The following is a 25,629-nucleotide window of genomic DNA, read 5'->3' as shown; positions in this document are numbered from 1 at the left end:
GGTCAAAGATGCGAAAAAACAGCAGGGACAATGATGCGCTAAGAAAAACGCTATAGCGATGGGTAACTGATTTTGGTCATGGGACAGTGGATCCTTGTTGTACCGAACTCTCTAGGCTTGACAGACTGGAAGTCTTGCTAATAATAGTATATTGAGTTGACTAATCATCGATTAATTAAATGCCAATTAACAATGATCGGTTAATTGGCTTGGAGGAATGTACTGTTTTAATCAAATATACATCGATTGTCGAAGTTCTTCGAATCGCTCGCTGTCATGCTCTTGCATTTCTTTAGCCGCTTGCAATTCGTCGCGTTCTTGCTCTTGTTGATCCTTTATTTTGATGAATTCAATCATATTGTGAGTTTTTAATTCTTGTAAAATGGCAGCTAGTAGAATGTCAGTTGTAGTCTGCAGTCTTATTTCTTGAACGGGTTGTTGTAATTGTTGGGTTTGCTGGGTTTGCTGTACTTCGGCAGATGGGTTTAGTTGTCTTGTATTGAAAAAAAGTTGTGAACCCTGTTTGGTGGGGTTTTTTGTTTTACTATCTCCATTTACTTAACGAGAATGTGCATCTTTCTTACCCATGGTGAGCTCCTTTTCCTTGTGAGTCTCCTCCAGATTAATCTAAATCTTGAATTAAATGCAAATGTTTTTTTCACAACTTACAAATTTTGTGTTTTTGTTACCAATATTAAGCATATCAACATGGTGCTTCGCAACGATTGCGTTGCTTCCCTCATTAAGAAGGTGCCATTGGGAGTCGTAGGTGCAATCCCAATATCATCCTTAACTGAATGGCAGTTAAGCCTGGATTGGGTAGGGATTCAGGAACCTTGTTCAATATGAAGCAATTTCGTTGCAGCATATGAAAAATTTAAGAATTGATCAGGGGTTTTAAGTCAGATCGTTTGATTCCAACTAACGATAATGTCCCCAAACAAAGGACTGGAAAAGCAAGAAGCGATGGTTCAGGATTCAATTGAGCGGTAAGAATACCTATACACCCTGATAAACCAAACTGACAAGCTCCTAACAATGCTGTGGCAGTTCCTGCTTGCTGTTTAAAATCTTTTAAAGCAAGAGCAGTTGCTGTTCCCATACTGAGGCCGATACCGAAAGTCAAACAAAGCATGGGAAACATAAAACGGATAACACTTACGTGATAGAGATTTAAGGATATCATTAAAATACAAGAAAAAATGATCCATAACAGGCCCCAACGTACAATTTTTTCCAATGGATAAGAATAGGTCAGGCGTGCGGAAACTAGATTAGTGAGAAATACAGTTATCGCATTTAACCCAAACCACAAACCGTATTGAGTCGCGCTTAGGTGCAGTTGACTAATCAGGATACCAGGAGATAAGGCGCAAAATAGATATAAACCAAGTAAGCTGACCGACGCGATAAGGGCATGTTGACGAAACTCTAAGTGAGTTAAAATCAGCTTTGTAGTTTTAAATATATTTAAATGGGTTGATTCCTGCTTTGGATAAACATAATCAGGAATATTTCGAAATGCCATGAAACTCATTAAAAGACCAAGCAGGGTAAGAAAATAAAATCCACTATGCCAATCCTGGGTTAGATCAAGCAAGAACCCACCGATTACTGGGGCGGAGCTTGCAACCATGGCGTTGATTCCACATAAAATGCTAAACAGACGTGCGCAAACTGTAGTGGAAAAGTTGTCCCTTATTATAATAAAGCAGAGCAGATAGGTACCACAGGCACCTGCTGCCTGAATCATTCGCGCAATAATTAAAGTGGATACAGATTCAGAGAATGCGGAAAGTATTGATCCAATAAGAAAAAGAAGTGCTGCGTAAATTGTGATGCATCGACGCCCATAATGATCTGCCAAGGGACCTGCGAGTAATTGCCCCAGAGCTACAGTAAGCATAAAAACATAAAGACTTGCCTGCATCACAGTGCCATCAGTTTTAAAAAAACGAGTCATCTCTGGAATTGCAGGCACAAATACATCCATAGCAAAGGAGATACTGATAATTAATGGAAACAGATACTGAAGACTTTGTCTTTCTGTCCAGCCTATTGGGTTCAATTAGTTATGATCCTCTAAATAATTTTAAGGAAAAATAAGAACAAAAAGATCCAAATTGTAACCTTAATTTAAAAGTAAAATCCATTCAATAGCTGATTGATGCAGGGCAAGATCACGAGTGACTTTAAATTAAACTGATTATGTGATCTCATATCTCCTTTATTTACAAAGGAGCAGAAATGTCATCATTAGTAGAATGTTTTTCGATAATTCGCGATCCTCGTCAAGAAAGTAAAATTGATCATGAACTAATCGATATCCTTGTTCTGTGTGTTTTAGCCGTCATTTGTAGAGCTGAAGGCTGTCAGGATATAGAAGAAGTGGGCCATGCTCTTTTAAATTGGCTGCAAGAACGTGTTTTTTTTTAAGAAAGGAATTCCTGTTGATGACACGATTGCAAGGATAGTGTCTAGTCTTAATCCAGAAGAATTACAAAGCTGTTTCATCAAATGGATGGCGGCAGTTGAAGAAGCAACAGACGGTAAAATTGTGGCAGTTGATGGAAAAACCCTGCGCCATTCATATGACAAGAAGAAACGTAAGTCTGCGATTCACATGGTGAGTGCATATGCTTGCGAAAATGGCGTTGTACTTGGACAAAAAAAGACAGATGATAAATCAAATGAGATCACGGCTATCCCGGCTTTACTTGATTTATTGGATATTAAAGGTTGCATTGTGACCATCGATGCTATGGGTTGCCAAGAGAAAATTGCAGAAAAAATTGTTAGCAAAGAGGCTGACTATGTATTGGCTGTAAAAGACAATCAGAAACAACTTCACGAAGAAATAATCGATTTTTTTGAAACATCTCGCCGATTTGAATTTAAGAACGTCAGATATGATTACTTTGAGGAGGCTCATAAAGGACATGGCCGTGTCGAGCTGCGTCGATATTGGATCAGCGACATGCTGGATACGATTAGCAATCCTGGACGATGGGCTTCTTTGCAAGGCATTGGAATGGTTGAATCAGAACAATATATCGATGGTAAAACAACTTCTGAAACCCGATATTTTATTGTATCAATAGCTCCAAACGCTAAAGTATTTGCTAATGCAGTTAGAAAGCATTGGGCTATCGAGAATCAGCTGCATTGGGTATTGGATGTGTCATTTAGAGAAGACGACTCGAGAGTTAGGCGTGATAATGCCTCTGAGAATTTTGGTGTGTTTAGACATGTCGCTATTAATGCGTTACATAACGAAAAATCGTGTAAGAAAGGGGAAAAAGCCAAGCGATACAAAGCAACCTTACAACCTGATTATGCACAGAAAGTATTAAATGGTATTTTTTGAGCACTCATGCGGTTGCCCTGGATATGACAGCACTAAACTGGAACGTATTTTGAATGAAGTCCTTTCAGAATTTAACAATAAAGAAGCCTTTATGCGCTTGTCTACCAGAAGCCCCAAGGATTCTAAATATTTATTGGAAGAGGCCTCAACCCTAATGAGTAATGATTTTTGTTACTGGAAAGAAAATGACAACAAAAATCAGCAATTAGTGTCCTTAGTCGCATCAATGTTCAAAGCAATGAAAATTAGAGATGGTAGAAAAATTATAGAAACCCTAGTACAAAGTTCCAGAGTTTATAGTGATCTGGTGGCACTCCTTAGCTCGGCTGATAAATCAGCCTGTACGACAAATATTATTTTACGTGAATGGCATGATATCCGTCCGGATCACGAGTTTAGAGTTTTTGTATCAAGACGATTACGTAAAGAAAGTATTGTTACTGGCATATCACAGTATTTTCATTTTTTATATTTTGATAAAACGCCTACAGATTGTTTCAACTTTTTAGATGAACAAAGTAAAAAAAACCTTGTTTCAAAATTTGAAAATTATGTTCTTCAGGTTGTAGATCCGGACGTTGCAAAATTTTTAAATTTCTCAAGTGAACAAGATGGCAATGACTCATCAGAGTGTATTCGCGAGTATATTGTTGATTTAGCTTTAATCCCATCAAATCATTATGACGGTGATATAACTGATGAAAATAAAATTGAGATTGGGACAAAATCTTATGTACTGGTTGTTATTGAGTTAAATCCATTTGCACCGGCCGCAACAGGGTGTGCTTTATTCAACTGGAATAATGATTTAATGATGCTTTGGGGGAAAACCGAATGTGACTACCCATTGTTTCGTTATCGTACAGCTCCGAGAGAAGACTTACATTCAGTAACTTTGCTGCCGTCAAATTATGAGTCTGTTATTCAAAGCGCGCTATCTAAGAGAATAACGAACCCTCTTTCTCAAGCCAGAGCATTAACCCTTGGGGACTGTTTTTTTTCTCCAGATCAACCTGTGGCCGAATCGTCTTTGGATTATGAACAGACAGTAACAATTTAAGGTAATTCTGGTGGGCCACTGTAATCAAGTTAAGTCTCACCAATTTTAAAAAAGACCTTGAATTCAATGCATCTAACTTAGACTTTCAGTCTCTGTTGCTTATCCCAGTTGGAGAATTATTTTTTTATCTGAAACAGATTTTCAATTACACTGGTTTCATAAAGATAAAGATAAAGATAACGTTCATGCTTTGCAATATGACAATCATATGGACGGAGTATAGTGGACCCCAAAAATGAGACAGTGGTGTAAAATAGAAACCATTGTTAAACGGGGTACCAAGTGGCTAAAAAAAAATTTACATCTGACTTCAAAGCAAAGGTAGCAATTGAGGCATTAAAAAGTCACAAGACGACCAATGAATTGGCATCTGAATTTGAGGTGCATGCAACACAAATCAATCTGTGGAAAAAACAATTACTGGATGGAAGCAAGCAATTGTTTAGCGGCAAGCATGACAAAGACATGGACTCCATCATACAAGAACGAGATCGATTATACACGCAAATAGGCCAGCTAGCGGTTGAGTTAGACTGGCTTAAAAAAAAGACCGGTCATCTAAGTTGAGCGTGCGGGAGAAGCGAGCCATGATTGATGTCAATCACCCTACACTCAGCATCGTACGCCAATGTGCATTGGTTAATTTGTCACGCGCTAGCTACTATCGCACTGCTGGCGAAGGAATATGTACCGAGAGCCCAGAGAATCTGGCTTTGATGGTCTTGATTGATGAGGAATACATGCGCCATCCTTTCTATGGAAGCAGAAAGATGCGTTCTTATTTACGTCGCCTTGGCCATGACGTTAACCGTAAGAGAGTGCAGCGTTTGATGCGGATCATGGGTCTGGTTTCAGTGGCACCAAAGCCGAATACGAGTAAAAAGAACAAGGAACAAAAGGTTTATCCCTACTTGCTACGTGGTTTAGTGATTGATCGACCCAATCAGGTTTGGTGCACCGATATTACCTACGTTAGGATGCAAGGAGGCTTTGTATATTTGGTGGCAATAATGGACTGGTATAGCCGCAAGGTGCTCTCTTGGAAGGTATCAAACAGCATGGATGATGACTTTTGTGTAAGCGCGTTGGAGAGCGCCATCAGGCTCCACGGCAGGCCTGATATTTTTAATACGGATCAAGGCTCCCAGTTTACCAGTAAGGCGTTTACCGATGTTTTAAAAGACCATGACATCAAAATTAGCATGGACGGGAAAGGTCGATGGATGGATAATGTGTTCATTGAACGGCTATGGCGTTCAGTCAAATATGAAGATATTTACATAAAAGAATACGGAACAGTTTTAGCACTACGAAATGGTTTAAGGGTGTATTTCAAGTTTTATAACGACGAAAGACCTCATCAATCATTTGGAATATACACGCCGTCAGAGGTTTATGCTGGCCTATATGAGGCTGCAGCGTAATGGAATGCCTGTGGATATGTGGACGCGTCCTGCGGATCAGCCATCGCCCTTCGGGACATGTGGACAAGCCATGGATAACAAAAAGACGTTATCCACCGCTTGACCACACTCGATGGCTTCGCGCCCACATACCCACAGGCTCAATAACAGGTGTTTCATTAACTGCTATTGTGGTTGACTCGTGTGCTACGCACCCTCGTCAACGAAAGAAAGTAGAATTAAAGTTATATCTTAAATTAAACGGATCGCTGTCTTGACAATGGGGTCCACTGTAGAGGTCATTTTGATGATGGAGGGATCAGAATGACAAAGCCAGGATAATGATTGATAATCAAGCTGCTGATTTTCTTCACGTAATCAATGAACCGGCCAAGATGGGTATGTAACAGGACAAATTATTTCATGATCAAATTAACACGTGATTTAAAAACCCTTCCCGTGACATTGATGGGTTGGATGGTTTATTTTATTACTCCGTTCAAAAAGAGCATTGCACAAAATAATATTGAGCGAGTATTTCAAAACTCGATTAGCCCCCACGAAAAAAAACGTTTGGCGGCTGCTTATTATTCGCATCTTTTGAGTAGCATTCGCGAGGTGATTCTATATGCTTGTGTCAGTAAAAAACGTTTGGATCAGCGAATAAAAATAATAGGTTTGGAGCATTTATACAGCGCAATGAAACAAGATAAGGGAGTGCTTGTTTTAACGGGACATTTTGGAAGCTGGGAGTTTTCGCCCCTTTTTTTCCCGGATAAAGTCAAGGGTAATAAAAATTTATTTTATTGCATCAGGAACTCATTACGTTTTGCATTTTTAGATAACCTCTTTTTACGCCGTTATGAACGGGTTGGTTTTCATATTATTAATAAAAAAAATGCAATTCGGGAAGTGAGTAAAGCATTACAAAAGAAAGGGGTCGTTTTTTTTCCATTTGATTTGCGACCATCAAGGAAAGATAATAATAAAATACAAGTGAATTTTCTGGGTCAGGATACAAGTTCGTATAGCAGTTTGGCATACCTTGCAGCTCGTTTTAACTCCCCAGTTATATCAGTTTCTTTTTACCGAATTAATAAAAAGGATCATGTGATTGCATTTCATCCGGAAATTGAAAGGCATCCAACTAGTGACAAACAGGATGCACTCTTTCAAAACACTCAGAACTACAATACACGACTTGGCGAATTGGTATTACAGCACCCGGAGCAATGGCTTTGGTCTTACAAACGCTGGTATTTTAAGGCATAAACATGACTGAAAACTATTTTTCCAATCTTCCTGTTACCCTTTGGGGCCGATTAATGTATCGAATTTTCCCGCTGAGAAAAAAAATTATTAGTGATAATATTGATTGGGTTTTTAAGGATAATGCTACTCCTCTGGAAAAGACGAGGTTAATCAAAGCATTTTACTCGCATCTGGTTTTAGTCTTTAAGGATACCCTGCTTATTGGATGGCTAAGTAAGGAAAGAATGAAGCGTAGAGTGGAAATTCGTGGTTCCGAGCATCTTTTAGATGCATTGAATCAGGGGAATGGCGTTTTAATATTAACAGGCCACCTGGGCAGTTGGGAGTTGGCAGGGCCTGCAGGTTTGCATCATTTTGATTCATTGATTGATAAAGTTCATATTATTAGACGTCCTATTCGGACGAAATGGATGGAACAGATGATATGTCAACGTTCGCATAGATGGAACATTAAACTTATCAGCAGTGTTAATGCCCCGAAATGGGTAAGCCGAGCACTAAAAAAGAAGGAGATCGTGGTCTATTTTTTTGATCAGCATACCTGTATAGAAAAGAATTCAGGGATAGCTGTTGATTTTTTTAACTCCAAAGCGGGAACCTATCGCAGTCTGGCAGCCTTTGCATCTAAATACCGTAGTCCAGTGGTACCATTATCTTGTTATCGAGAGGGAAAAGGGAAACATGTAATGGAGTTTTTTCCTTCACTGGTATGGCAGGAATATCCAGATAAAACCCAGGCGGTATATAATAATACTGTGATCTACAATCAAACTTTGGAACAAATGATATTAGCTCACCCGGAGCAATGGTGGTGGGTGCACCGCAGATGGAAATTATAAGGGAAGGGTCGTATTCAAGTGCGGAATTAAGGACGCTACCCTTTGAGGAGTATTTTATAAAAAGTGATATCAAGAAGCAGCTTCATTTATGTAAAAACCTGTCAAGGATAGGATGCAGGAGTTGGATCATTAAGTATTCGTGTCATTGATACTCAGATGAATCAGGACTAAAATGCGCATCCAATTGATTGATGGAGCTTGAGCATTGAAACAGATACTAATAGATATCTCTAGTTTGGTAAATGAACTGAGACGTAAACGTCCTCCGCACGGCATCCCCAGAGTGACATTGGCCTATCTGAAACAATATCTTGACTCTATGCAAGCTCTAATTCGTGGTCGCAAAAGGGTATTTATTTTATCGCAAGAAACTTCCAAACAAATTGGACTTTTGCTTCTTGAGTGGAACCCTGATTCTTTGTCAAAAATTTTGAAATTGATAGTTAAAGGAATTTTGTTTTCGCGCCGAAGTACACAAACCGGTACTTATTTATTATTAAAAACAGATCATGGGGGCTTTAAAAATCCAGGGTATATTAGGGCGCTGAATCTTAAAAACATACAAGTTGTTGCTGTAGTTCATGATTTAATTCCCATCTTAAATCCAGAATATTGTACTGCACATAATACAATAAAATTCTCTCTCAGTTTAGCTACCATCCTTGAACATGCCAAGGGGATAGTGACCGTTTCTGATGCAACCCGTACCTCTTTGAAAGAGTATCTTGCGAGGGAGGGCAAACCTTGCCCTCCGGTGATTACTTCAACTTTAGCACCGGGCTTTATTCCTTTGGTTGTTCATGATAAACCTGCAATTAAGGGACCTTATTTTGTTACTCTCAGCACCATTGGTGCCAGAAAAAATCATTTATTGCTATTACAGATTTGGCGCAATTTGATAGGTCGTTTGGGAGCTAAAGCACCAAAACTGGTTATTGTTGGTAAACGAAGTGGGACTTGTGCAAATACTTTAGCAATGCTTGACCGCTGCCAGGAATTACAGGGTATGGTGATTGAGTCTACTTGTAACGACATGGAACTTGCTCATTATATTTCTCATGCGAAAGCCTTGTTGTTTCCCTCGTTCAGTGAGGGGTATGGACTTCCTTTAATTGAAGCCTTGAGCTTAAAGGTTCCAGTAATTGCCAGTAATTTAGCTGTTTTTCGTGAAATAGCAGGAACGATACCTGAGTATCTTGATCCTATTGACGGTTTGGGATGGATGAGTTGTATCGAAAACTACGCAGAAGAAAATAGTAAACTCAGATCGGCTCAATTGCAACGCATTGCAGATTTTAGTGTGCCAACCTGGGGCGAACATTTTACAAAAATAGATACTTTTGTAGAGACATTAGAAGCGATGCAATGAAAGAATCAGTTGCTAGCAATTTAAAGTTTTATTACAGTCAACTTAAACGCCCCTGCTTATGAGATTTTTCGAGCCAGATGGAGGTTTTTGAAGCGAGCCACTGGAGCAATACGATATAAGCTATTAAACCGCTCTACCGCTATTTTTTGGAAAATAAAAACCCCGATTATTATAAAAACTAATAGCAGACGGGTAGCTGATTTTTTATCGGATAGACTCAATAAGTTAGGTGAATATGTTAATAGAGACGTACCCATTTCTTTAGTGCACTATTTAGTTAAAGAAATGGAACAAAAATCCGGGAGACAATTATTCGTTGATATTTCCGATTTGATCATACAGGATAGAAAAACGGGTATTCAAAGGGTTGTGCGTTCTGTTTTATTGCACTGGCTTAAAAACCCGCCAGAAAGTTGCAAAATACAACCAGTATATGCAACTTCCCATGGATGTTACAAGTATGCTCATCAGTTTGTGACTCGATTTTTTGGCTGTAACACGTTATTGCTTAACGATGTTCCAATAAAATGCAACAGTGGTGATCTCTTTTTGGTTTTGGATTGTAACCCTAGATTGATGTTAATACATCAAAAATATTATCAGTACCTGCAGAATAAAGGAGTTAAGATCTATTTTTTAGTGCATGATATTTTGCCAGCACTTATGCCAGATTATTTTCCGGGCACTGTAAGTGAATTGTTTACTAAGTGGCTTAACGTGGTGAGTTTCAGTGATGGGTTATTTTGTGTATCACGATCCACTACTGATGCACTAACAGGATGGCTAAAAATTAATGTTCCTGAGCATTTGGATAAACCTCGTATTGACTGGTTTCATTTAGGCTCTGACATTAAGAGCTCTGCCCCAACATCAGGAGTTTCTGAAGAAGAAATATCGTTTTTGAAGCGTATTTCAAATCAACTAAATTTTCTTGTTGTAGGAACCATAGAGCCGCGTAAAGGACTTGGTCAGACTTTAGACGCCTTTGAATTGCTTTGGAGTCAAAATCAACCCCTGAATTTAGTAATCATTGGTAGGTATGGTTGGATGATGGACTCTTTTATTCAGCGGGTTTTGACTCATCCTCAATATAATCAGCATTTATTTTGGATAAAAGATGCCAGTGATGAGTATTTGATTAAGCTTTATGAAACTGCGTCATGTCTGCTCATGCCCTCTGAAGCTGAGGGATTTGGTTTACCTATAATAGAAGCGGCCCATCATGGACTGCCTGTCATTGCCCGAGATACTCCTGTATTTAGAGAGGTGACTGGAAATTTTGCTTTCTTTTTTAAAGGATTTGATGCTCAAGAAATGATGGTATCCATTAGGCGTTGGATAATATGTTCTCAACAGGGACAAATACCCGACCCTTCACTAGTGCCCAGGTTGACATGGGAGGAAAGCGCCTCCAATTTGCTTTCTTCCCTAATTTTAGTGAAGTAAGTTTCTAATTAGACAATAGCAACAAATATGATAATATCGGCCGAATCGCTTTTAAAAAATTGGAATTTATAATAATGAAACAAGGAGTAAAATTGAACAATATAAGCAATCTAAACCAACTGGTTATAACGAGTCTCTTCTTACTAAACTCAGGTGCATTGTGTGCTGGTAGTATGGGGGATTTTAGCTTGCCAGAGGAAAAATCTTATTTTTTTAGTGCAACGGCACTTTATGGTTTACTTTCAGATAGTTCCATCAACAGTTTGCAATATGCTGAAACAATTTCTGTAAATGGAGGAATAGTAGACCATACTTTAAATTTAGATTCACGATGGGGTTATTCCTTAAGCCTTGGCTACAAATTTGGTCCTCAGAAAAGCAACGATTTGGTTTTAAGTTATACTAATCTAAAAAATAAGGGTTCAAGCTCAGTTACTAATACTAACGAAGGGGATTTTTTCAGGACTAATGTAGGTTTGATTGTTGGTGCTTTTGATAATACGGCTACTTTGGTTGGTCCCGCAACTGCTTTTGCCAGTAATAGTTTTGAGTTTCAATCCGCTGAATTATTAACTCATGGAAATTATCAAAGTGCATTTGCCCATCAACTCCGTTTAGCTAAATTCTACGGTATTAAAGCAACTGAAATTAAAAAAGGGTTTAATTCCCAATATTCCGGGATCGGTGTAATTGATACACCCGACTCGCCTGTTACGGATTTTATTAACTACCAGGCTAAATATTATGGAGTTGGTCCCAAATTCGGAGGTGGAGCTTATTGGGACATCAATAGCTTTTTGAGCATTGGAGGCGATTTGTCTTTGGCTATTCTTTCAGGCTCTGCTAAAAGTCAATGGAATGAAACACTTACAACTGAAGCTGGCGAGATTTTTTCACTACCACCTAGTACGGTTTATTCTTATAATAAATCAGTTCCTAGCGCTTTATGGGTGTCTCCAGTTTTAGGTGCAAATCTGGTTGTTACAGCTAACTTTAATATGAATAACGACTCCCATTTAAGTATTGAGGGTGGAGTGGGTTCAGAACAATACTGGTCTGATTTCCGTGCTCAACAATATGGACGTGAAGATGGGGCAAATACTGTAAACATCAATCAGCGTTTAGCGTTAAGAACCGTATTTGTGAAAGCCACCTACTTTGCCTAAGCGTTTTAAGCCTTTTATAATAGGTTTAACCTGAAATTTTTATCAAATCAACTGGAGAATTCATAGGAGTTCTCCGGTTGATTGCGAAGTTGTAAATCATAGCTGTTTTGGAGATATATTGTGCAATTGAGTCCGTTTGATCTTGCCTATGCGAACACCAATGTAATAAGCATCCCTAACCGAATTCATCCTACCGCTTTAATTTCACCAGGTGCCAAGATTGGCCCTGATGTGAGCATTGGTCCTTATTCTATTATTGGTGAGCATGTCAGTATTGGCCAGGGAACTGCAATTTCATCGCATGTTACTATTGAAGGATGGACCCATATTGGAAAAAGAAATCAAATCGGTATTGGAGCGATAATAGGCAGCACCCCACAGGATTTAAAGTTCCAGGGAGAGGTCAGCGAAGTGTTCATCGGCCATGATAATATTATTCGAGAATACGTCACCATAAATCGAGGAACCAGAGGGGGCGGAGGAAAAACCTCTATTGGAAATAATAATGTGATTTTGACATCAGCTCATGTAGCGCATGATGTAATAATAGGAAATCATAACGTTATTTCAAATGCAGTAGGGATAGCTGGCCACGTAGTTATAGAGGATTGGGTGACAATTGGAGGAATGTGTGCGCTTCATCAATTTATCAGATTAGGTCGAATGTCTATGATAGGAGCTCTTAGCCTGATTACAAAAGATGTTACCCCATATGCTTTGGTAACAGGAAATCCGGCGAAACGATATGGTATTAATGTGGAACGTTTGCTTAGAAATGATTACTCTACAAAAGCTCGAAATGAAATCAAACGTGCTTATAAAGTACTATTTCATGAAAATCTTATGATGGCTGCTGCCATTGATCGACTGGGATTGGAGTTTCCAGATAATCAGGATGTTAGGCATATTGTGACGTTTCTTCAAAGCTCTACTCGAGGGATTTATCGTTAATTCAAATCAGTAAGGTGTTTATGAACTCTTTCCAATTTGCTACTCCTAGAGGCCCCTTTAATTTATCTCAACTTGCGAAAGTTTCAGGGGCTTTAGTTTTTAAAGAAGAAAGTGGCTCTTTTATGGTTTCCAATATTGCTACTCTTTCAGCGGCTCAATCTGATAATTTATCAATGCTACACCAAAAAAAATACCTCAAAGCGTTAAAGTCATCCCAGGCGGGAGCCTGTATTATTGCACCGGAATATATAGGATATGCACCTCAAACAATGCATTTATTGGTGCATCAGAATCCTTACAAAGCTTATGCACTGGTTCTACAGGCTTTTTATCCTGAACAACCGTTTTCCAGTTTTACTGCCCCATCCGCTTATATTTCAGCTACTGCAACTATAGGTAAAGAGTGCTTTATTGCTCATGGGGCATACATAGGTGAAAACGTGAGCATTGGCGAACGCTGCAAAATTGGAGTAAATGCTGTTATAGGAGATGGCGTTGTAATGGGTGATGACTGCCGTATCGAGAGTAGCGTCAGTATCGCTCATTCGATTATAGGGAATAGAGTATTAGTGTATGCAGGTGCGCGAATTGGGCAGGATGGTTTTGGGTTTGCCAGTGATGCTCAAGGGCATTACAAAATCCCTCATCGGGGGGGGGTTCTTATTGGAAATGACGTTGAAATTGGGGCAAACACGTGCATAGATAGGGGCTCTTTAGAGAATACAGTCATAGAAGATTGGTGCCGTGTAGATAATTTAGTGCAGATTGGCCATAATGTTACAGTTGGAAAAAATACTATTATCTGTGGTCAAGTTGGCATTGCCGGCAGCAGTAACCTGGGTGAATTCGTTATTTTATCTGGAAAAGTCGGTATTAGTGGTCATTTAACTATTGGTAATCAGGCAAATATTTTAGTGGGTTCTACGGTTATTCAGGATGTTGAACCCGGTGCAAGAATGGGTGGCTATCCGGCAGTTTCTGATCGAAGCTGGCACAAACAGACCCGATTCTTAAAAAAAAATTCAAAGACTAAAACCTGATTTAGATGTATTCGGAAACGCTCTTTACCCCGCGCCTCATTACCAATTCGGTAACTCATTTTTTTGTTTATTTGAAAGACGCGGTACAAGGTAGACCAAGAACCTTGAGAATGGCTAGTGCTGCTTTTTCATTGGCATTTTGTCTTAATGTTTTATGAATGGACAAGAAGCGATTGGTTAATTGGCTGGAATCTGAAGTATTAAGCAATTGAAGCACTTTCTGCGCAATTGGACGACATCTGGCTTTATTTTGAATAAACTCCGGAACTAGTTCCTCATTCGCCAGTATATTAGGCAATGAGATCGATGGAATTTTAAGCTGTGGAGCAATAATTAAATGAGTTAAAAAACTCCATTTAAAGGCAACTACCATAGGTCTTTTTAAAAGCATGGCTTCTAAAGTAGCAGTTCCTGATTTTGCCAAAACCACGTTTGACATTATTATGGCGTCTTGAGCCCGTCCATCTATAATTTCTAAATTCAAATTATAATTTTTAGCCTTTATTTGCTTCATAATCAGGTTGCGTAAATTGAAGTTGGCCATTGGCAGAATAAAATGAATTTTGGGTTTAGAAAGGCTAATTTCTTTCATGACATCCAGAAAGAGAGGCATCATGTATTTTAGCTCTCCTGCTCTACTGCCGGGTAATACGGCTACAATCTCATCGTCCGCATCAAATCCCCCTTGTTGCCTTATCAGTGTACTGTTGTTATCCAATGGAATCTGATCTGCGAGGGGGTGGCCAATAAATTGGGATGGAACACCATGTTTTTGATAAAACTGTTCCTCAAATGGAAAAAGGGTTAAGACCAGGTCTACAGCCTTTTTAATATACAATACCCGTTTTTGTCGCCAAGCCCATATTTTAGGGCTAACTATGTGGACCGTTTTAATCCCCCTGTGTTTTAATCGCTGTTCGAGCTGCAGATTAAATTGGGTGTAATCAATTCCAATAAATAAATCTGGAGGATTTCTGTTCCATTCTTGGATTAAATTTTGGCGAATTCGATACAGCTCGGGATAGCGTCGAAGTACATCAGTAATTCCCATAACAGAAAGTCGTTTCATATCATAAAGTGATTGGAAGCCCTCTGCGACCATTCTGGGTCCACCAACACCGATAAATTCAACCTGGTTTAGATGTTTTTTTAATTCATAAATTAATCCTGCACCGAGCAAATCTCCTGACAACTCTCCTGCCACTATCGCAATTCGAAAAGGACGCTTTAAAGTCAATACAGCCTCGGGGATCATATAGGTTAGTGGTTGAATAGTAACTTAAATATATTAAAAAAACCAAGGAGTATTTTATCTGGAAAACTGCTGTAAGTGGCCTCTGAAAGGAAATTGATCTGGGTCTGCAATTCAAAGCAAACAGTCTAACGTATAAGCAAACGACCAGATAATCAAGAAATGGCGTGACTTAGAGGATCAAGTGAAGTGTATTTGGCATTTATTATACAAATCAGAGCTATAATTATACTAAATTAGAGAATAAGGCCTTACTGTGGTGAATAGAACGATCAATGTTGTTGTATTGGGTGAATCTAGATCAGGGAAGTCAAGTTTGATTGAGCGATTGGCGAAGGATACTTTTTCTCCTTCGAACCAGAGTTCTCATGAACGCTCTTTAGTGAACAACGATGGGGTTTCAATGATAATTTATGAGGGTGAACAGCGCACTACAGAATCGAAGGGAACAGAATCTTATCTTTTAAAGGCCAATGTCGCTGTAATTTGTGTAGATTTAAGCGTCGCTGATGCTGTTACAAAATTGCAAACTGATTATAACTACATAGAACAAAAAAATGAGCATGCCAAGATTTTTATAGCACTCACCAAATCAGATTTGGTATCAAACGATTTTAAGGACAAATACATGGAGGATATAAAAAAATGGCTTAGAGAGAGCAGTAGAGCTGAAGAAAATTGTATCGAAACAAGTGCTAAGACTGGTATGAATACGAGCAGACTCAAAGATTGTATAAATAAAGCTGTTTTTGAGTTATCCCCCATTGATAATAGTTACAAAAATTCAGCAAAAGATCGTATTCACCTGTTTAAAGCCACGTTAAATTCGAATAAAAATCAAAACTGTACCTTTTTGAATGAAGAAGAAAAAAAATTAACGGGTGATGCCCTAAAAGGGAAGATTTTGGATAAATTCAAAAATGAGTTGGAAAGCTCCGTTGGTCCAGAGAAGTTTAAAGAAGTTGTTGCTAAAATAACAGCCTCTCCCGAGTATCAAATAATAAAAACCAGCCAAGGGTTAGCATCAAAGATTCTTGGGCTTGAAACAGATTCACATAAGACCTTGAGAGACATGATATCGCAGAGAAAGACGGAATTAAATATTGGCGAAAATGATGGGACACTGTCCTCAAAACTGGAAATCTGATCTCAAATCCAAAACCATCACCTTGCAAGATACTAAAAACCACGAAATCCACACACTGCCTATGTCTGACTTTGTTTACGAGTTAATGGAACGCAGAAGCCGGAATAAAACCAGTGAATTTGTATTTCCTGCTGAAAGTAAAACCGGTTATATCTATGAGCCTAAAAAAGCGGTAAATAGGGTAGTGGAGTTATCTGGCGCATCATTTACTTTGCACGACTTAAGACGAACTTTTGCTACTGTTGCCGATAGTTTGGACTTACCGGCTTATGCGTTAAAACGTTTGCTGAATCTTAAAATGAACAATGACGTGTATTAGTTCCGATTTAATCTGACACATCACTTGAAAAGGTGAGAGTTTCCGGTTTTGATAGAAGTGCGAACTTAAAATCAAAACAAAGGAACACTCTCATGTTAAATAGTAACGTTAAAATCATTAAACATAAAGTTGGATTACTCAATCTTGCCGAAGAACTTGGCAATGTGTCAAAAGCATGCAAAGTAATGGGGCTATCCAGAGATACTTTTACCGTTATAAATCAGCTGTAGATGAAGGTGGCGTAGATGCGCTGTTTGATCAGAATCGTAGAAAGCCAAATTTTAAAAATCGTGTTGGTGAAGCAATCGAGTCGGCAGTAAAAGAATACGCCATAGCCTATCCTGATCACGGCCAACATCGAACAAGCATTGAGCTTCGAAAACAAGGTTTCTTCGTTTCGGGTAGTGGTGTCTGACAGACACTTCCGAAAAACCGGCGACTGTCAGATCAAGTCTGAGCTAGTACAATTAATTTGTTATTTTGATCGTCTCTGCTTCAATTTCTTATCAATTGTGGCTATAGCCGCTTGATATGCCTCTTCAAATAATCCTTGAGCCTCCATTGATTCAATCGTCTTAAGCGTTGGGTTTACTACACAAACCCATGTCATCCATCCATATACTGGGTGAGGCATAACTTTATCTAACTCAGAAAAATTATACACTCCTTCGATTATCTCCCCAGCGATAGGCCTTTTGGGTATCAATTTAAATAATTCTATAAATTTTTCTTTTGAAATCTTGAGGTTCAACAAGAGGCTATAAAAATCCAGATCAAGGCATTGCGTTACGCGGACCTTTATCCCAATTTTTTAGTGGCCTTTATTTAAAACCACTCGATGACGCATTCAATGAAATGGATGTGGCTTACTTTCGGTATCAGGATGATATTCTCATTTTGTGCCAAACCAAGCGCAGTCTTAATCGCTGTAAACAGCGTCTAATGCAGGTATTACAAGAAAGGCGCCTGCGCTTGTCCGGGAAAAAAACGCGTATCGGATCCATTGATAGGGGCTTCCATTTTTTAGGCATCCAATATCCAAAGACGCAACCCTTGGATAACACCATAATAACACAGGCTGTTGTAAACGTTCCTAATACGGAGCAAGTTGAGCAAAACCAATCCAAACCCCGGGGGGGGGTAGAGACAATTTGGCAACCCGAAAAGCAGCCTCTTTTGCAAACACACATTGTTCCTCATGCACGAACATTGCGCAAAGCGCGCGAGCAAGTTAAATGGATGGTCAAAGATGGGGTTTCTCCCCGACGAATCATCAGTTACTTGCATCGATGGTGTATGTGGTGGGTGAGAACAGCAGCACCCTGGTTATACCAGGACTTGCTTTTATGGTTTTTGGACTCATGCTGGGACGAGCATGTGGCGGCTTACGCCGCCGAGCTTCTCCATCGACATGATGTCAATTCGGTCAAATCTGAGACACCTGGTGATGATTATCTAGCGTCATCTTGTCTTCAAGTTGTGGTTTGAGATCTGTAAATCAGCATGCAAAAATGACCCCCTTTTAGGGTAAATCAGCATCCAATTTTGACCCTCTAAAATCGAGTAAAACGTGTACTCTAGATTTTAATAATCTAGAGGGAATTAGAGGATGTTGATCATGGAAACAGAAGCAAAAATTAGGCGCATGTTTCATGTGCAAAAATTAACTATTGCGGAAATTGTTCGCACAACAGGATTATCGCGTAATACAGTTAGACGGGTAATCCGAGCAGAAAAGTCTGGGAAAAATTATCAACGCTCCATTCAACCACTACCTGCACTGAATATCTTCAAAGAGACGTTGGTATCATGGTTGAACAACGACCACAAGTTATCGAAAAAGGAACGCCGTAGTGCAATGAAGTACTACACTCAACTAAAAGAAAGTGGCTATTGCGGTTCTTATGATAGTGTCCAGCGTTTTGTTAAAGTATGGCGCTGTACGAGTCGAGAGTCATTAAAAGCCTATATTCCACAATACTATCATCCCGGAGAGGCCTATCAGTTTGATTGGAGTGAAGAAACTGTAGAGCTTGCAGGCGTTGTTCAAAAAATCAAAGTAGCTCAATTTCGTTTAAGCTACAGCCGTAAATTTTTTCTTGTAGCATATCCTCGAGAAACTCAAGAAATGTTATTTGATGCGCATAATTTAGCCTTCAAATTTTTTGGTGGCTTAACGCTAAGAGGTATTTATGACAACATGAAAACGGCGGTAGATAGTGTTTTCAAGGGTAAGGAGCGTGCTTTTAACCGGCGATTTTTGGCATTAATGGATCATTACTTAATTGAACCTACAGCCTGCAATCCCGCAGCCGGATGGGAAAAGGGGCAGATTGAAAATCAAGTTGATAATGTACGTGACTGGGTATTTAAACCACGTCTTAAATATGAAACCTTGTCGTTATTAAATGAACATCTTCAGCAGCAATGCCAATTATTGGCCGAGAAAAGGCATCACCCAGAACAACAAGAACTAACTGTTGACGCTGTATTTCAAGAAGAAAGAACTCATTTTAGAGCGTTAAATCATCCATTTGATGGGTATAAAGAAGTTTCAACTCTAGTACATTCAACCTGCTTGATTCATTGCGATAGAAATCGTTATAGCGTTGATTGTGCCTATGCCAACCAGATGGTGACGCTCAGGATATACGCATTAACTATAGAGGTATTTTCAGGTAATGAGTCCATCGGTTGCCACCAACGCACCTTTGGCCGCAATAAAACACTGTTTAATCCATGGCATTATTTACCTTTACTGGAGCGCAAGCCAGGGGCATTACGCAATGGTGCTCCATTCAAAGACTGGCAATTACCACCAGCCATTTTAAAAATCAAAAGCATTCTCATGAAGCGCCGTGGTGGTGACAGAGAATGCGTTGAGGTGCTGTTGGCAATGAGTGAGCATGGCATTGAGGCGGTGAGTGTAGCCTGTGAATTAGCGCTAACAGAGCAGGTGGTTAGCCGTGATTATATTCTTAATGCGTTGCATCGATTACGGCCTACAGCACTTCCTCAAGCAACGACAATGCCCGCTGGATTAATCTTAAAGGAAGAACCCACAAGTAATTGTCATAAATATAATTTACTCTTAACGGGAGCAAATCATGCCATTCACTAAATTATCTGAGTTGCTTAAGATATTAAAATTACAAGGCATGTTAGATAGGTTGCTAGCCTATGAAGAGTCGAAGCCTTTGGTGAAACTAACTCATTATGAGTGGTTATCTATGCTATTAGAAGCAGAACAAATAACACGCAAAACGCGTGCTATTAATTATCAACTGAGTGTCGCAAAATTCCCGGTCAATCGTAATTTAAGCCAATTTGATTTTACGCAACATCCTGTTAATGAAGAAGAAATAAGTTTATTGCACGCAGGGAGCTTTGTTGATGCTGGGCGCAATATTATTTTTGTGGGTGGCACGGGCTCTGGTAAAACGCACTTAGCTATTGCTATAGCAACTAATTTAATTAAGCAAGGAAAGCGGGCTTGTTTTTATAATGTTGTTGATCTGGTCAACAAATTAGAACAAGAAAAAAAACAAGTTAATACAGGACGGCTAGCTAATCGCCTGCAAAATTTTGATGCTATTGTCCTGGATGAGCTTGGATATTTACCATTTTCTGAAGCGGGCGGAGCTCTGTTGTTTCATTTAGTTAGCAAATTATATGAAAAAACATCATTAATCATTACAACAAACTTAAATTTTGGTGAATGGCCAAAGGTGTTTTGTGATACAAAAATGACCGCAGCCATGCTGGACAGATTGACTCATCATTGCTCTATTGTTGAGACTGGAAATGAAAGTTATCGCTTTAAAAATCGAAGCTAAAACAGTAAAGTAAATAATCAATGTGATATGTTTTTGAGGGTCAATTTTGGATGCGGTTTGAGGGTCAAAATTGGATGCTGATTGACACACATGGCTTAACGGTTCAGGAAGCCATCTTAACCGGTGAATCCATTCCTGTTGAAAAGCATATTCATCCTGTCCCAAGTGGTACTGAATTAGGTGATCGAACCTGTATGGCCTTTAGTGGGACCCTGGTAACCAATGGTCAAGGCAAAGGTATTGTTGTAGCAACAGGCCCTGAGACCCAAATTGGACATATTAGCGGACTATTGTCCAAAGTAGAGTCATTAACTACTCCATTAGTCATACAAATTGGGCTGTTTGCAAAATGGCTCTCTTTATTTATTTTAGTGCTTGCTGCACTGCTTCTTGCTTATGGTTATTTTGTCCAGCATCACTCGTTTGGTGAGTTGTTTATGGTTGTGGTTGGTTTATCGGTTGCGGCAATTCCAGCAGGTCTTCCTGCAGTTCTTTCAATTACTTTGGCCATTGGTGTGCAGGCCATGGCAAGACGACACACGATTGTGCGGCGTCTTCCCGCGATTGAAACATTAGGTTCAGTATCGGTTATCTGTACCGATAAAACCGGTACCCTAACTCTTAACGAGATGACTGTCTCTTCTGTTCTAACCGATAATCAGCTGTTTCTTGTGGATGGTATCGGTTATGAGCCGCAAGGTATGATTACTTTAAATGAACAAGAGGTGGACAACAACGAGCAGCCTTTGCTCAGGGAACTCGCACGTGCTGCAATGCTTTGCAATGATGCCACACTTTATGAACAGGATGGTGGATGGGCTGTGGAGGGTGATCCCATGGAAGGTGCCTTACTTGCATTTGCGGGTAAAGCAGGACTTGTCCTGCAAGAAGAAAACGCATCCTGGGTACGTACCGATATGATTCCTTTCGATGCCAGACATCGCTTCATGGCTACCTTGCATCATGACCATTTGAATCATGCGGTGATCTTTGTTAAAGGAGCCCCTGAGCAAATTTTAAAGATGTGCCATAATCAACAAACATATAAAGGTGAAGGACAGCCCTTAGATGAGGTTTTTTGGAAGGAACAAATGGAGCAGGTAGCAGCAAAAGGGCAGCGTGTCCTGGCTTTTGCAGTCAAAAAAACCAAGCCAGAACATGCTGTTTTGGAATTCGCCGATGTTGAGGGCGGTTTGACTTTGCTTGGGATGGCTGGACTGATTGATCCTCCCAGAACTGAGGCCATTTCGGCAGTGGCACAATGCCATACAGCAGGCATTAAAGTCAAAATGATTACGGGAGATCACGCCAGTACAGCAGTTGCCATAGGTCGTCAAATAGGACTTAAAAATTTGGATAAAGTCTTGACGGGTATTGATTTGGATAACATGGATGATGCGATTCTCAGAAATGCTGTATTGAAAACCGATATTTTTGCTCGTACAAGCCCCGAACATAAATTAAGGCTTGTAATGGCATTACAATCGCATGGCATGGCTGTGGCAATGACCGGTGATGGCGTTAATGACGCTCCCGCATTAAAACGGGCGGATGCAGGAATTGCTATGGGAAGAAATGGCAGTGAAGTGGCCAAAGAATCGGCCGAATTTGTACTGGTTGATGATAACTTTGCTTCTATTGTCGCGGCTGTTCGTGAAGGTCGTACTGTTTATGACAACCTTAAAAAGGTTATCAGCTGGACGTTACCTACTAACGCGGGCGAAGCAATGACCATTATTTTAGCATTACTTTTTGGGCTTAGTTTACCAGTTACCCCGATTCAGATTTTATGGGTTAATTTAATTACCGCCGTTACTTTGGGGGTTGCCCTGGCATTTGAACCAACGGAAGAAGGCACCATGCATCGGCCACCGCGTCCTCGAAGTGAGCCGCTGCTAGGGGGTGGTTTGGTATGGCATATTATCCTGGTTTCGATTCTGTTTATCTGTGGTGTTTTTGGTATCTATTTTTATGCGCTGGATCGCGGTTATTCACTTGAACTTGCACGCACAATTGCTTTGAACACCCTGGTTGTTCTTGAAATTTTTCATCTGTTTTATATTCGTAATATCTATACTACCTCACTCACATGGGCGGCGGTAAAAGGTACCAATGTTGTTTGGATGGCAGTCATCGTGATTACTGTAGCACAGTTTGCAATCACCTATTTCCCCCCATTGCAAACTGTATTTATTACTGAAAGCATCCCCCTCTGGGATGGGGTACTCATCGTTGTGATTGGCGCGATATTTTTCGCTGTTATTGAAATTGAAAAACAACTTCGCTTAAGGATAAGTGCAATAAGCCACGTTAGCGCAGGAGAGAATATTAATTATAGGGATAGTGTTCTATGATGGATTGGTCATTAATACATGCATCTCCTTTTTATGAGCTGACCTCGCTTCTTATAATGGCAACTGTTGTAGGTTTTATCTGTTTGCTGCTTCGACAGCCTATGATTGTCGGATTTATCGTAGTGGGCATTCTTGCAGGCCCTGGATTTTTGGGAATTGTACAGTCCGATGAACACATTGAATTGTTGGCTGAATTAGGGATTGCTGTATTACTTTTTCTTGTTGGCCTGAAGCTGGATCTCCATTTAATAAAAACATTGGGATTGGTCTCTTTGGCTACAGGACTTGGCCAAGTGTTGTTTACCTCCCTGATTGGTTTTTTTATTGCAATAGGCCTGGGCATGGATTCAGTGACTGCACTTTATGTAGCTGTTGCTCTTACGTTTTCCAGTACCATCATTATCGTCAAGCTGCTTTCCGATAAACATGAAGTGGATTCGCTTCATGGCCGTATTGCAATCGGATTTCTCATTGTGCAAGATCTGGTAGTTGTTTTGGCCATGATCACATTATCCGCATTTGGTATTGGCAGCCAGGAAAACGGAGTGAGCTATACAACACATATTGCTATGGTATTTGTCTACGGTATCACGCTTTTAATCCTGGTTGGTCTTTTCATCCGTTATCTGGCTAATCCTTTAGTTAATCGTATAGCTCACTCCCCAGAGTTATTGATTATTTTTGCTATCGCTTTCGCCGCATTCATGGCAACTTTAGGCAGTTATTTGGGCTTTAGCAAAGAATTGGGAGGACTGATTGCAGGTATCTCATTGGCATCAACGCCCATCAGAGACACCATTGCCGCAAGGTTTCTTCGTTGCGAGATTTCTTATTACTTTTTTTCTTTATTGCCTTAGGCTCGCAATTGAGTTTAAACCAGCTTGGGTCTCAGATTATACCGGCAATCGTTTTCTCTCTATTTGTCTTGATTGGAAATCCACTTATCGTGTTAGCCATCATGGGAGCGATGGGTTACCGCAAGCGTACAGGATTTTTAGCAGGATTGACTGTTGCTCAAATCAGTGAATTCTCATTAATATTTATGGCAATGGGGGTGACGTTAGGACATGTTTCAACGGAATCTTTAGGATTAGTTACACTTGTTGGTTTGATTACCATTGCTCTTTCGGTATACATGATTACTTATTCACAAACTCTTTACCTTTGGTTGGAACCCATCTTGTCCCTTTTTGAACGCGGAATATCCCATCGCGAGAGGAAAGAAATTGGCGCATCAATAAATAAGCAAAACTATGACATCATTATTTTGGGTTTAGGACGTTTTGGAAAAGCGATAGCAAAATTATTAATAGAGAAAAAATTGAACGTATTAGCAGTTGATTTTAATCCCGATGCAGTAAGAGATTGGGGGGATCAGGGATATGACGCAATCTATGGGGATGCTTGCGATATGGAGTTTGTTGCTTCCTTGCCTTTAAATCAAGCGAAATGGATTATTTGCACGATTCCACAACACTTGCTTGGGGTGACCCATCAAGATCCAAGAATTATTTTGACCGAAACCATGAAACAAGCTAAAGTTCGCAGTCGCATTGCAGTAATCACGCAGCATATTTCGGAAATGGAACTATTAAAAAACGCAGGAATTGAAGTCATTTTTCAGCCATTTCATGACGCAGCAACCCGTGCAGTCGAAATCATTCTGGAACTATCAGAAAGCAATTCAAAAAAGACCGACAAATAAAATTGAATCTTTGTTTTTATTCATTATCCCAGTGTCACTGTGTTTTCCAGGGTTAGGTTTTTGGTTGTGGAGGAACTGCGAGCATGTCTATAGGGCAAAGATGAAGAATTCGTTTCGCAACACTTCCCATCAGTAAATAATGTAGTCCCGATTTACCCTGGGTGCCAAATGCTAACAAATCAGCGTTCCATCGATTTGCCTGTTCAATAATGGCATCAGCATAGTAACCGCCTATAACCCTTTTCTCGAACCTGCTTTTATTTACCTTACATTGGCTTAGGAAATCCTCCAAATTTTGAAAAATATCTTTTGTTTCAGGGTGGTTGGTGTCTACGAATTCTTCATTTAAGTTGCCTGGATTTAAGAATTGGCGGTAATAAACATCAACGATATGCAACAACTGAAAATTTGCATTGGGAAAGCAATTAAACGTAAATTGCACGGTTTCTTTACTCGCTTCTGAAAGATCCGTAGCTATCATTATTCGTTCATAAGCAAAATCAGGCTCTTTTTTAATTAGCATCACGGGAATATGGCTTTGCCTGATAATGGAACCTGATGTCGTTCCTAAAACGTAATCGTTAATATAGTAATTGCCATGAGCACCAACAACAATCAATTCACAATGGTTTTCATCAGCATCTCGGACCACTTCATCAGCGGCTCTACCCAATACCACACTCAGGTTGGCAAACAGTTTATAATGATTATTTTTTAATTTATTTAAAATCTTCTCTTCAATTTTTTTCTTTTCAGACAAAAAAATGGGCTGCAATTCAGTATCTGAAGATCGTGCAATACTGCTTAATGGTGGGGTTAATACATGGAGGAAATGAATCTGAGCTTTGTTTGACATTGCTAAATCGATAGCTCGTTGCAAAGCCCAATCAGCATGTTTTGAGAAGTCGCTAGCAACCGATATATTATTTAATAAGGTCATGGTCTATTCCTCAAAAAAAAGTCGTCCCTTTTTAAAGCCTAACACATAATTAGAAATATGGCGTAGGCTGCTTTTTATTTTACCATAAAAACATGTAACCCATCACGAGAACTACCACTCACCAAGGAATTAGGCGTTGATTTTCCAGCTTGCTGTGGTAGCA

The 25,629-nt window shown here is 39.6% G+C and carries 21 protein-coding genes and 4 pseudogenes; 20 read left to right on the top strand and 5 right to left on the bottom strand.

The window, feature by feature from the left end:
• Window positions 1–231: 231 nt before the first annotated feature.
• Complete coding sequence (locus HRS36_RS18895; protein ID WP_267313910.1) at window positions 232–357, bottom strand: hypothetical protein; 126 nt, start codon at window positions 355–357, stop codon at window positions 232–234.
• 520 nt (window positions 358–877) lie between these two features.
• Window positions 878–2,068 carry a Bcr/CflA family efflux MFS transporter gene (locus tag HRS36_RS14710; protein WP_173237875.1) on the bottom strand — a complete coding sequence of 397 codons (1,191 nt, stop codon included), beginning with the start codon at window positions 2,066–2,068 and terminating at the stop codon, window positions 878–880.
• A gap of 179 nt (window positions 2,069–2,247) precedes the next feature.
• On the opposite strand from HRS36_RS14710, the gene HRS36_RS18755 reads away from it, so the two are divergent.
• The 11 genes and pseudogenes from HRS36_RS18755 (at window position 2,248) to lpxD (ending at window position 13,913) form a co-directional block, all read left to right on the top strand.
• Window positions 2,248–2,436, top strand: a complete 189-nt coding sequence (locus HRS36_RS18755; protein WP_226905486.1) for a transposase family protein — start codon at window positions 2,248–2,250, stop codon at window positions 2,434–2,436.
• Window positions 2,423–3,367, top strand: coding sequence for an ISAs1 family transposase (locus tag HRS36_RS14705; protein ID WP_226905485.1), 945 nt, complete (start codon window positions 2,423–2,425; stop codon window positions 3,365–3,367). Before HRS36_RS18755 ends, HRS36_RS14705 begins: the two co-directional genes overlap by 14 nt.
• Window positions 3,354–4,427 (top strand): cell division cycle protein 123 family protein, encoded by a 1,074-nt coding sequence (locus HRS36_RS14700; protein WP_173237874.1) that lies wholly within the window; start codon window positions 3,354–3,356, stop codon window positions 4,425–4,427. The genes HRS36_RS14705 and HRS36_RS14700 overlap by 14 nt, the downstream gene beginning before the upstream one ends.
• A gap of 282 nt (window positions 4,428–4,709) precedes the next feature.
• Window positions 4,710–5,851, top strand: a pseudogene (locus tag HRS36_RS14695) (IS3 family transposase).
• Window positions 5,852–6,253: 402 nt separating this feature from the next.
• The gene (locus HRS36_RS14690; protein WP_173237873.1) at window positions 6,254–7,102 is read left to right on the top strand and encodes a lysophospholipid acyltransferase family protein; all 849 of its coding nucleotides are present in this window, start codon (window positions 6,254–6,256) and stop codon (window positions 7,100–7,102) included.
• Between the two features lie 2 nt (window positions 7,103–7,104).
• A complete protein-coding gene (locus tag HRS36_RS14685) occupies window positions 7,105–7,941 on the top strand; it encodes a lysophospholipid acyltransferase family protein (RefSeq protein WP_173237872.1) in 837 nt (278 codons plus the stop codon).
• 205 nt (window positions 7,942–8,146) lie between these two features.
• Window positions 8,147–9,310, top strand: a complete 1,164-nt coding sequence (locus HRS36_RS14680; RefSeq protein WP_173237871.1) for a glycosyltransferase family 4 protein — start codon at window positions 8,147–8,149, stop codon at window positions 9,308–9,310.
• Between the two features lie 87 nt (window positions 9,311–9,397).
• A complete protein-coding gene (locus tag HRS36_RS14675; RefSeq protein WP_173237870.1) occupies window positions 9,398–10,756 on the top strand; it encodes a glycosyltransferase family 4 protein in 1,359 nt (452 codons plus the stop codon).
• 92 nt (window positions 10,757–10,848) lie between these two features.
• Window positions 10,849–11,922, top strand: a complete 1,074-nt coding sequence (locus HRS36_RS14670) for an Lpg1974 family pore-forming outer membrane protein (protein ID WP_173237869.1) — start codon at window positions 10,849–10,851, stop codon at window positions 11,920–11,922.
• Between the two features lie 120 nt (window positions 11,923–12,042).
• On the top strand, window positions 12,043–12,873 hold the full coding sequence (gene lpxA, locus HRS36_RS14665) for an acyl-ACP--UDP-N-acetylglucosamine O-acyltransferase (protein WP_173237868.1): 831 nt from the start codon (window positions 12,043–12,045) through the stop codon (window positions 12,871–12,873).
• A gap of 20 nt (window positions 12,874–12,893) precedes the next feature.
• Complete coding sequence (gene lpxD, locus HRS36_RS14660; protein ID WP_173237867.1) at window positions 12,894–13,913, top strand: UDP-3-O-(3-hydroxymyristoyl)glucosamine N-acyltransferase; 1,020 nt, start codon at window positions 12,894–12,896, stop codon at window positions 13,911–13,913.
• Between the two features lie 67 nt (window positions 13,914–13,980).
• On the opposite strand, the gene lpxB is transcribed toward lpxD, so the two are convergent.
• Window positions 13,981–15,150, bottom strand: a complete 1,170-nt coding sequence (gene lpxB, locus HRS36_RS14655) for a lipid-A-disaccharide synthase (RefSeq protein ID WP_173237866.1) — start codon at window positions 15,148–15,150, stop codon at window positions 13,981–13,983.
• A gap of 271 nt (window positions 15,151–15,421) precedes the next feature.
• Between lpxB and HRS36_RS14650 the strand changes: the two genes are divergently transcribed.
• The 3 genes and pseudogenes from HRS36_RS14650 to HRS36_RS14640 all read left to right on the top strand — a co-directional run.
• Window positions 15,422–16,312, top strand: coding sequence for a hypothetical protein (locus HRS36_RS14650; RefSeq protein ID WP_338033699.1), 891 nt, complete (start codon window positions 15,422–15,424; stop codon window positions 16,310–16,312).
• Window positions 16,311–16,625: pseudogene (locus HRS36_RS14645) on the top strand (tyrosine-type recombinase/integrase); the annotation flags it as partial. The gene HRS36_RS14650 and the pseudogene HRS36_RS14645, both read left to right, overlap by 2 nt.
• Window positions 16,626–16,723: 98 nt before the next feature.
• A pseudogene (locus tag HRS36_RS14640) lies at window positions 16,724–17,043 on the top strand (helix-turn-helix domain-containing protein); the annotation flags it as partial.
• 63 nt (window positions 17,044–17,106) lie between these two features.
• On the opposite strand, the gene HRS36_RS14635 reads toward HRS36_RS14640, so the two are convergent.
• The gene (locus tag HRS36_RS14635) at window positions 17,107–17,337 is read right to left on the bottom strand and encodes a DUF6194 family protein (protein ID WP_173237864.1); all 231 of its coding nucleotides are present in this window, start codon (window positions 17,335–17,337) and stop codon (window positions 17,107–17,109) included.
• 74 nt (window positions 17,338–17,411) lie between these two features.
• On the opposite strand from HRS36_RS14635, the gene HRS36_RS18750 reads away from it, so the two are divergent.
• From HRS36_RS18750 to HRS36_RS18890, 6 genes and pseudogenes are all read left to right on the top strand, one after another.
• Window positions 17,412–18,119 (top strand): reverse transcriptase domain-containing protein, encoded by a 708-nt coding sequence (locus HRS36_RS18750; RefSeq protein WP_226905655.1) that lies wholly within the window; start codon window positions 17,412–17,414, stop codon window positions 18,117–18,119.
• 121 nt (window positions 18,120–18,240) lie between these two features.
• A complete protein-coding gene (gene istA / locus HRS36_RS14620) occupies window positions 18,241–19,752 on the top strand; it encodes an IS21 family transposase (RefSeq protein ID WP_197933184.1) in 1,512 nt (503 codons plus the stop codon).
• Window positions 19,739–20,467: an IS21-like element helper ATPase IstB gene (istB, locus tag HRS36_RS14615; protein ID WP_173235816.1), complete on the top strand. Its 729-nt coding sequence runs from the start codon at window positions 19,739–19,741 to the stop codon at window positions 20,465–20,467. Before istA ends, istB begins: the two co-directional genes overlap by 14 nt.
• Window positions 20,468–20,541: 74 nt before the next feature.
• Window positions 20,542–22,821: an HAD-IC family P-type ATPase gene (locus HRS36_RS14610; RefSeq protein WP_226905483.1), complete on the top strand. Its 2,280-nt coding sequence runs from the start codon at window positions 20,542–20,544 to the stop codon at window positions 22,819–22,821.
• Window positions 22,818–23,890, top strand: a pseudogene (locus tag HRS36_RS14605) (cation:proton antiporter); the annotation flags it as partial. The gene HRS36_RS14610 and the pseudogene HRS36_RS14605, both read left to right, overlap by 4 nt.
• Window positions 23,864–24,526: an NAD-binding protein gene (locus HRS36_RS18890; RefSeq protein WP_420814336.1), complete on the top strand. Its 663-nt coding sequence runs from the start codon at window positions 23,864–23,866 to the stop codon at window positions 24,524–24,526. The pseudogene HRS36_RS14605 and the gene HRS36_RS18890, both read left to right, overlap by 27 nt.
• 52 nt (window positions 24,527–24,578) lie before the next feature.
• Here the strand turns inward: HRS36_RS18890 and HRS36_RS14600 are convergent, their stop codons facing one another.
• On the bottom strand, window positions 24,579–25,466 hold the full coding sequence (locus HRS36_RS14600; protein ID WP_173237863.1) for a universal stress protein: 888 nt from the start codon (window positions 25,464–25,466) through the stop codon (window positions 24,579–24,581).
• Between the last annotated feature and the right edge of the window lie 163 nt (window positions 25,467–25,629).

It is taken from the genome of Legionella antarctica (assembly GCF_011764505.1).
GTDB classification, from domain to species: Bacteria; Pseudomonadota; Gammaproteobacteria; order Legionellales; family Legionellaceae; genus Legionella; species Legionella antarctica.
This window is presented reverse-complemented; position numbering and strand designations above follow the sequence as displayed.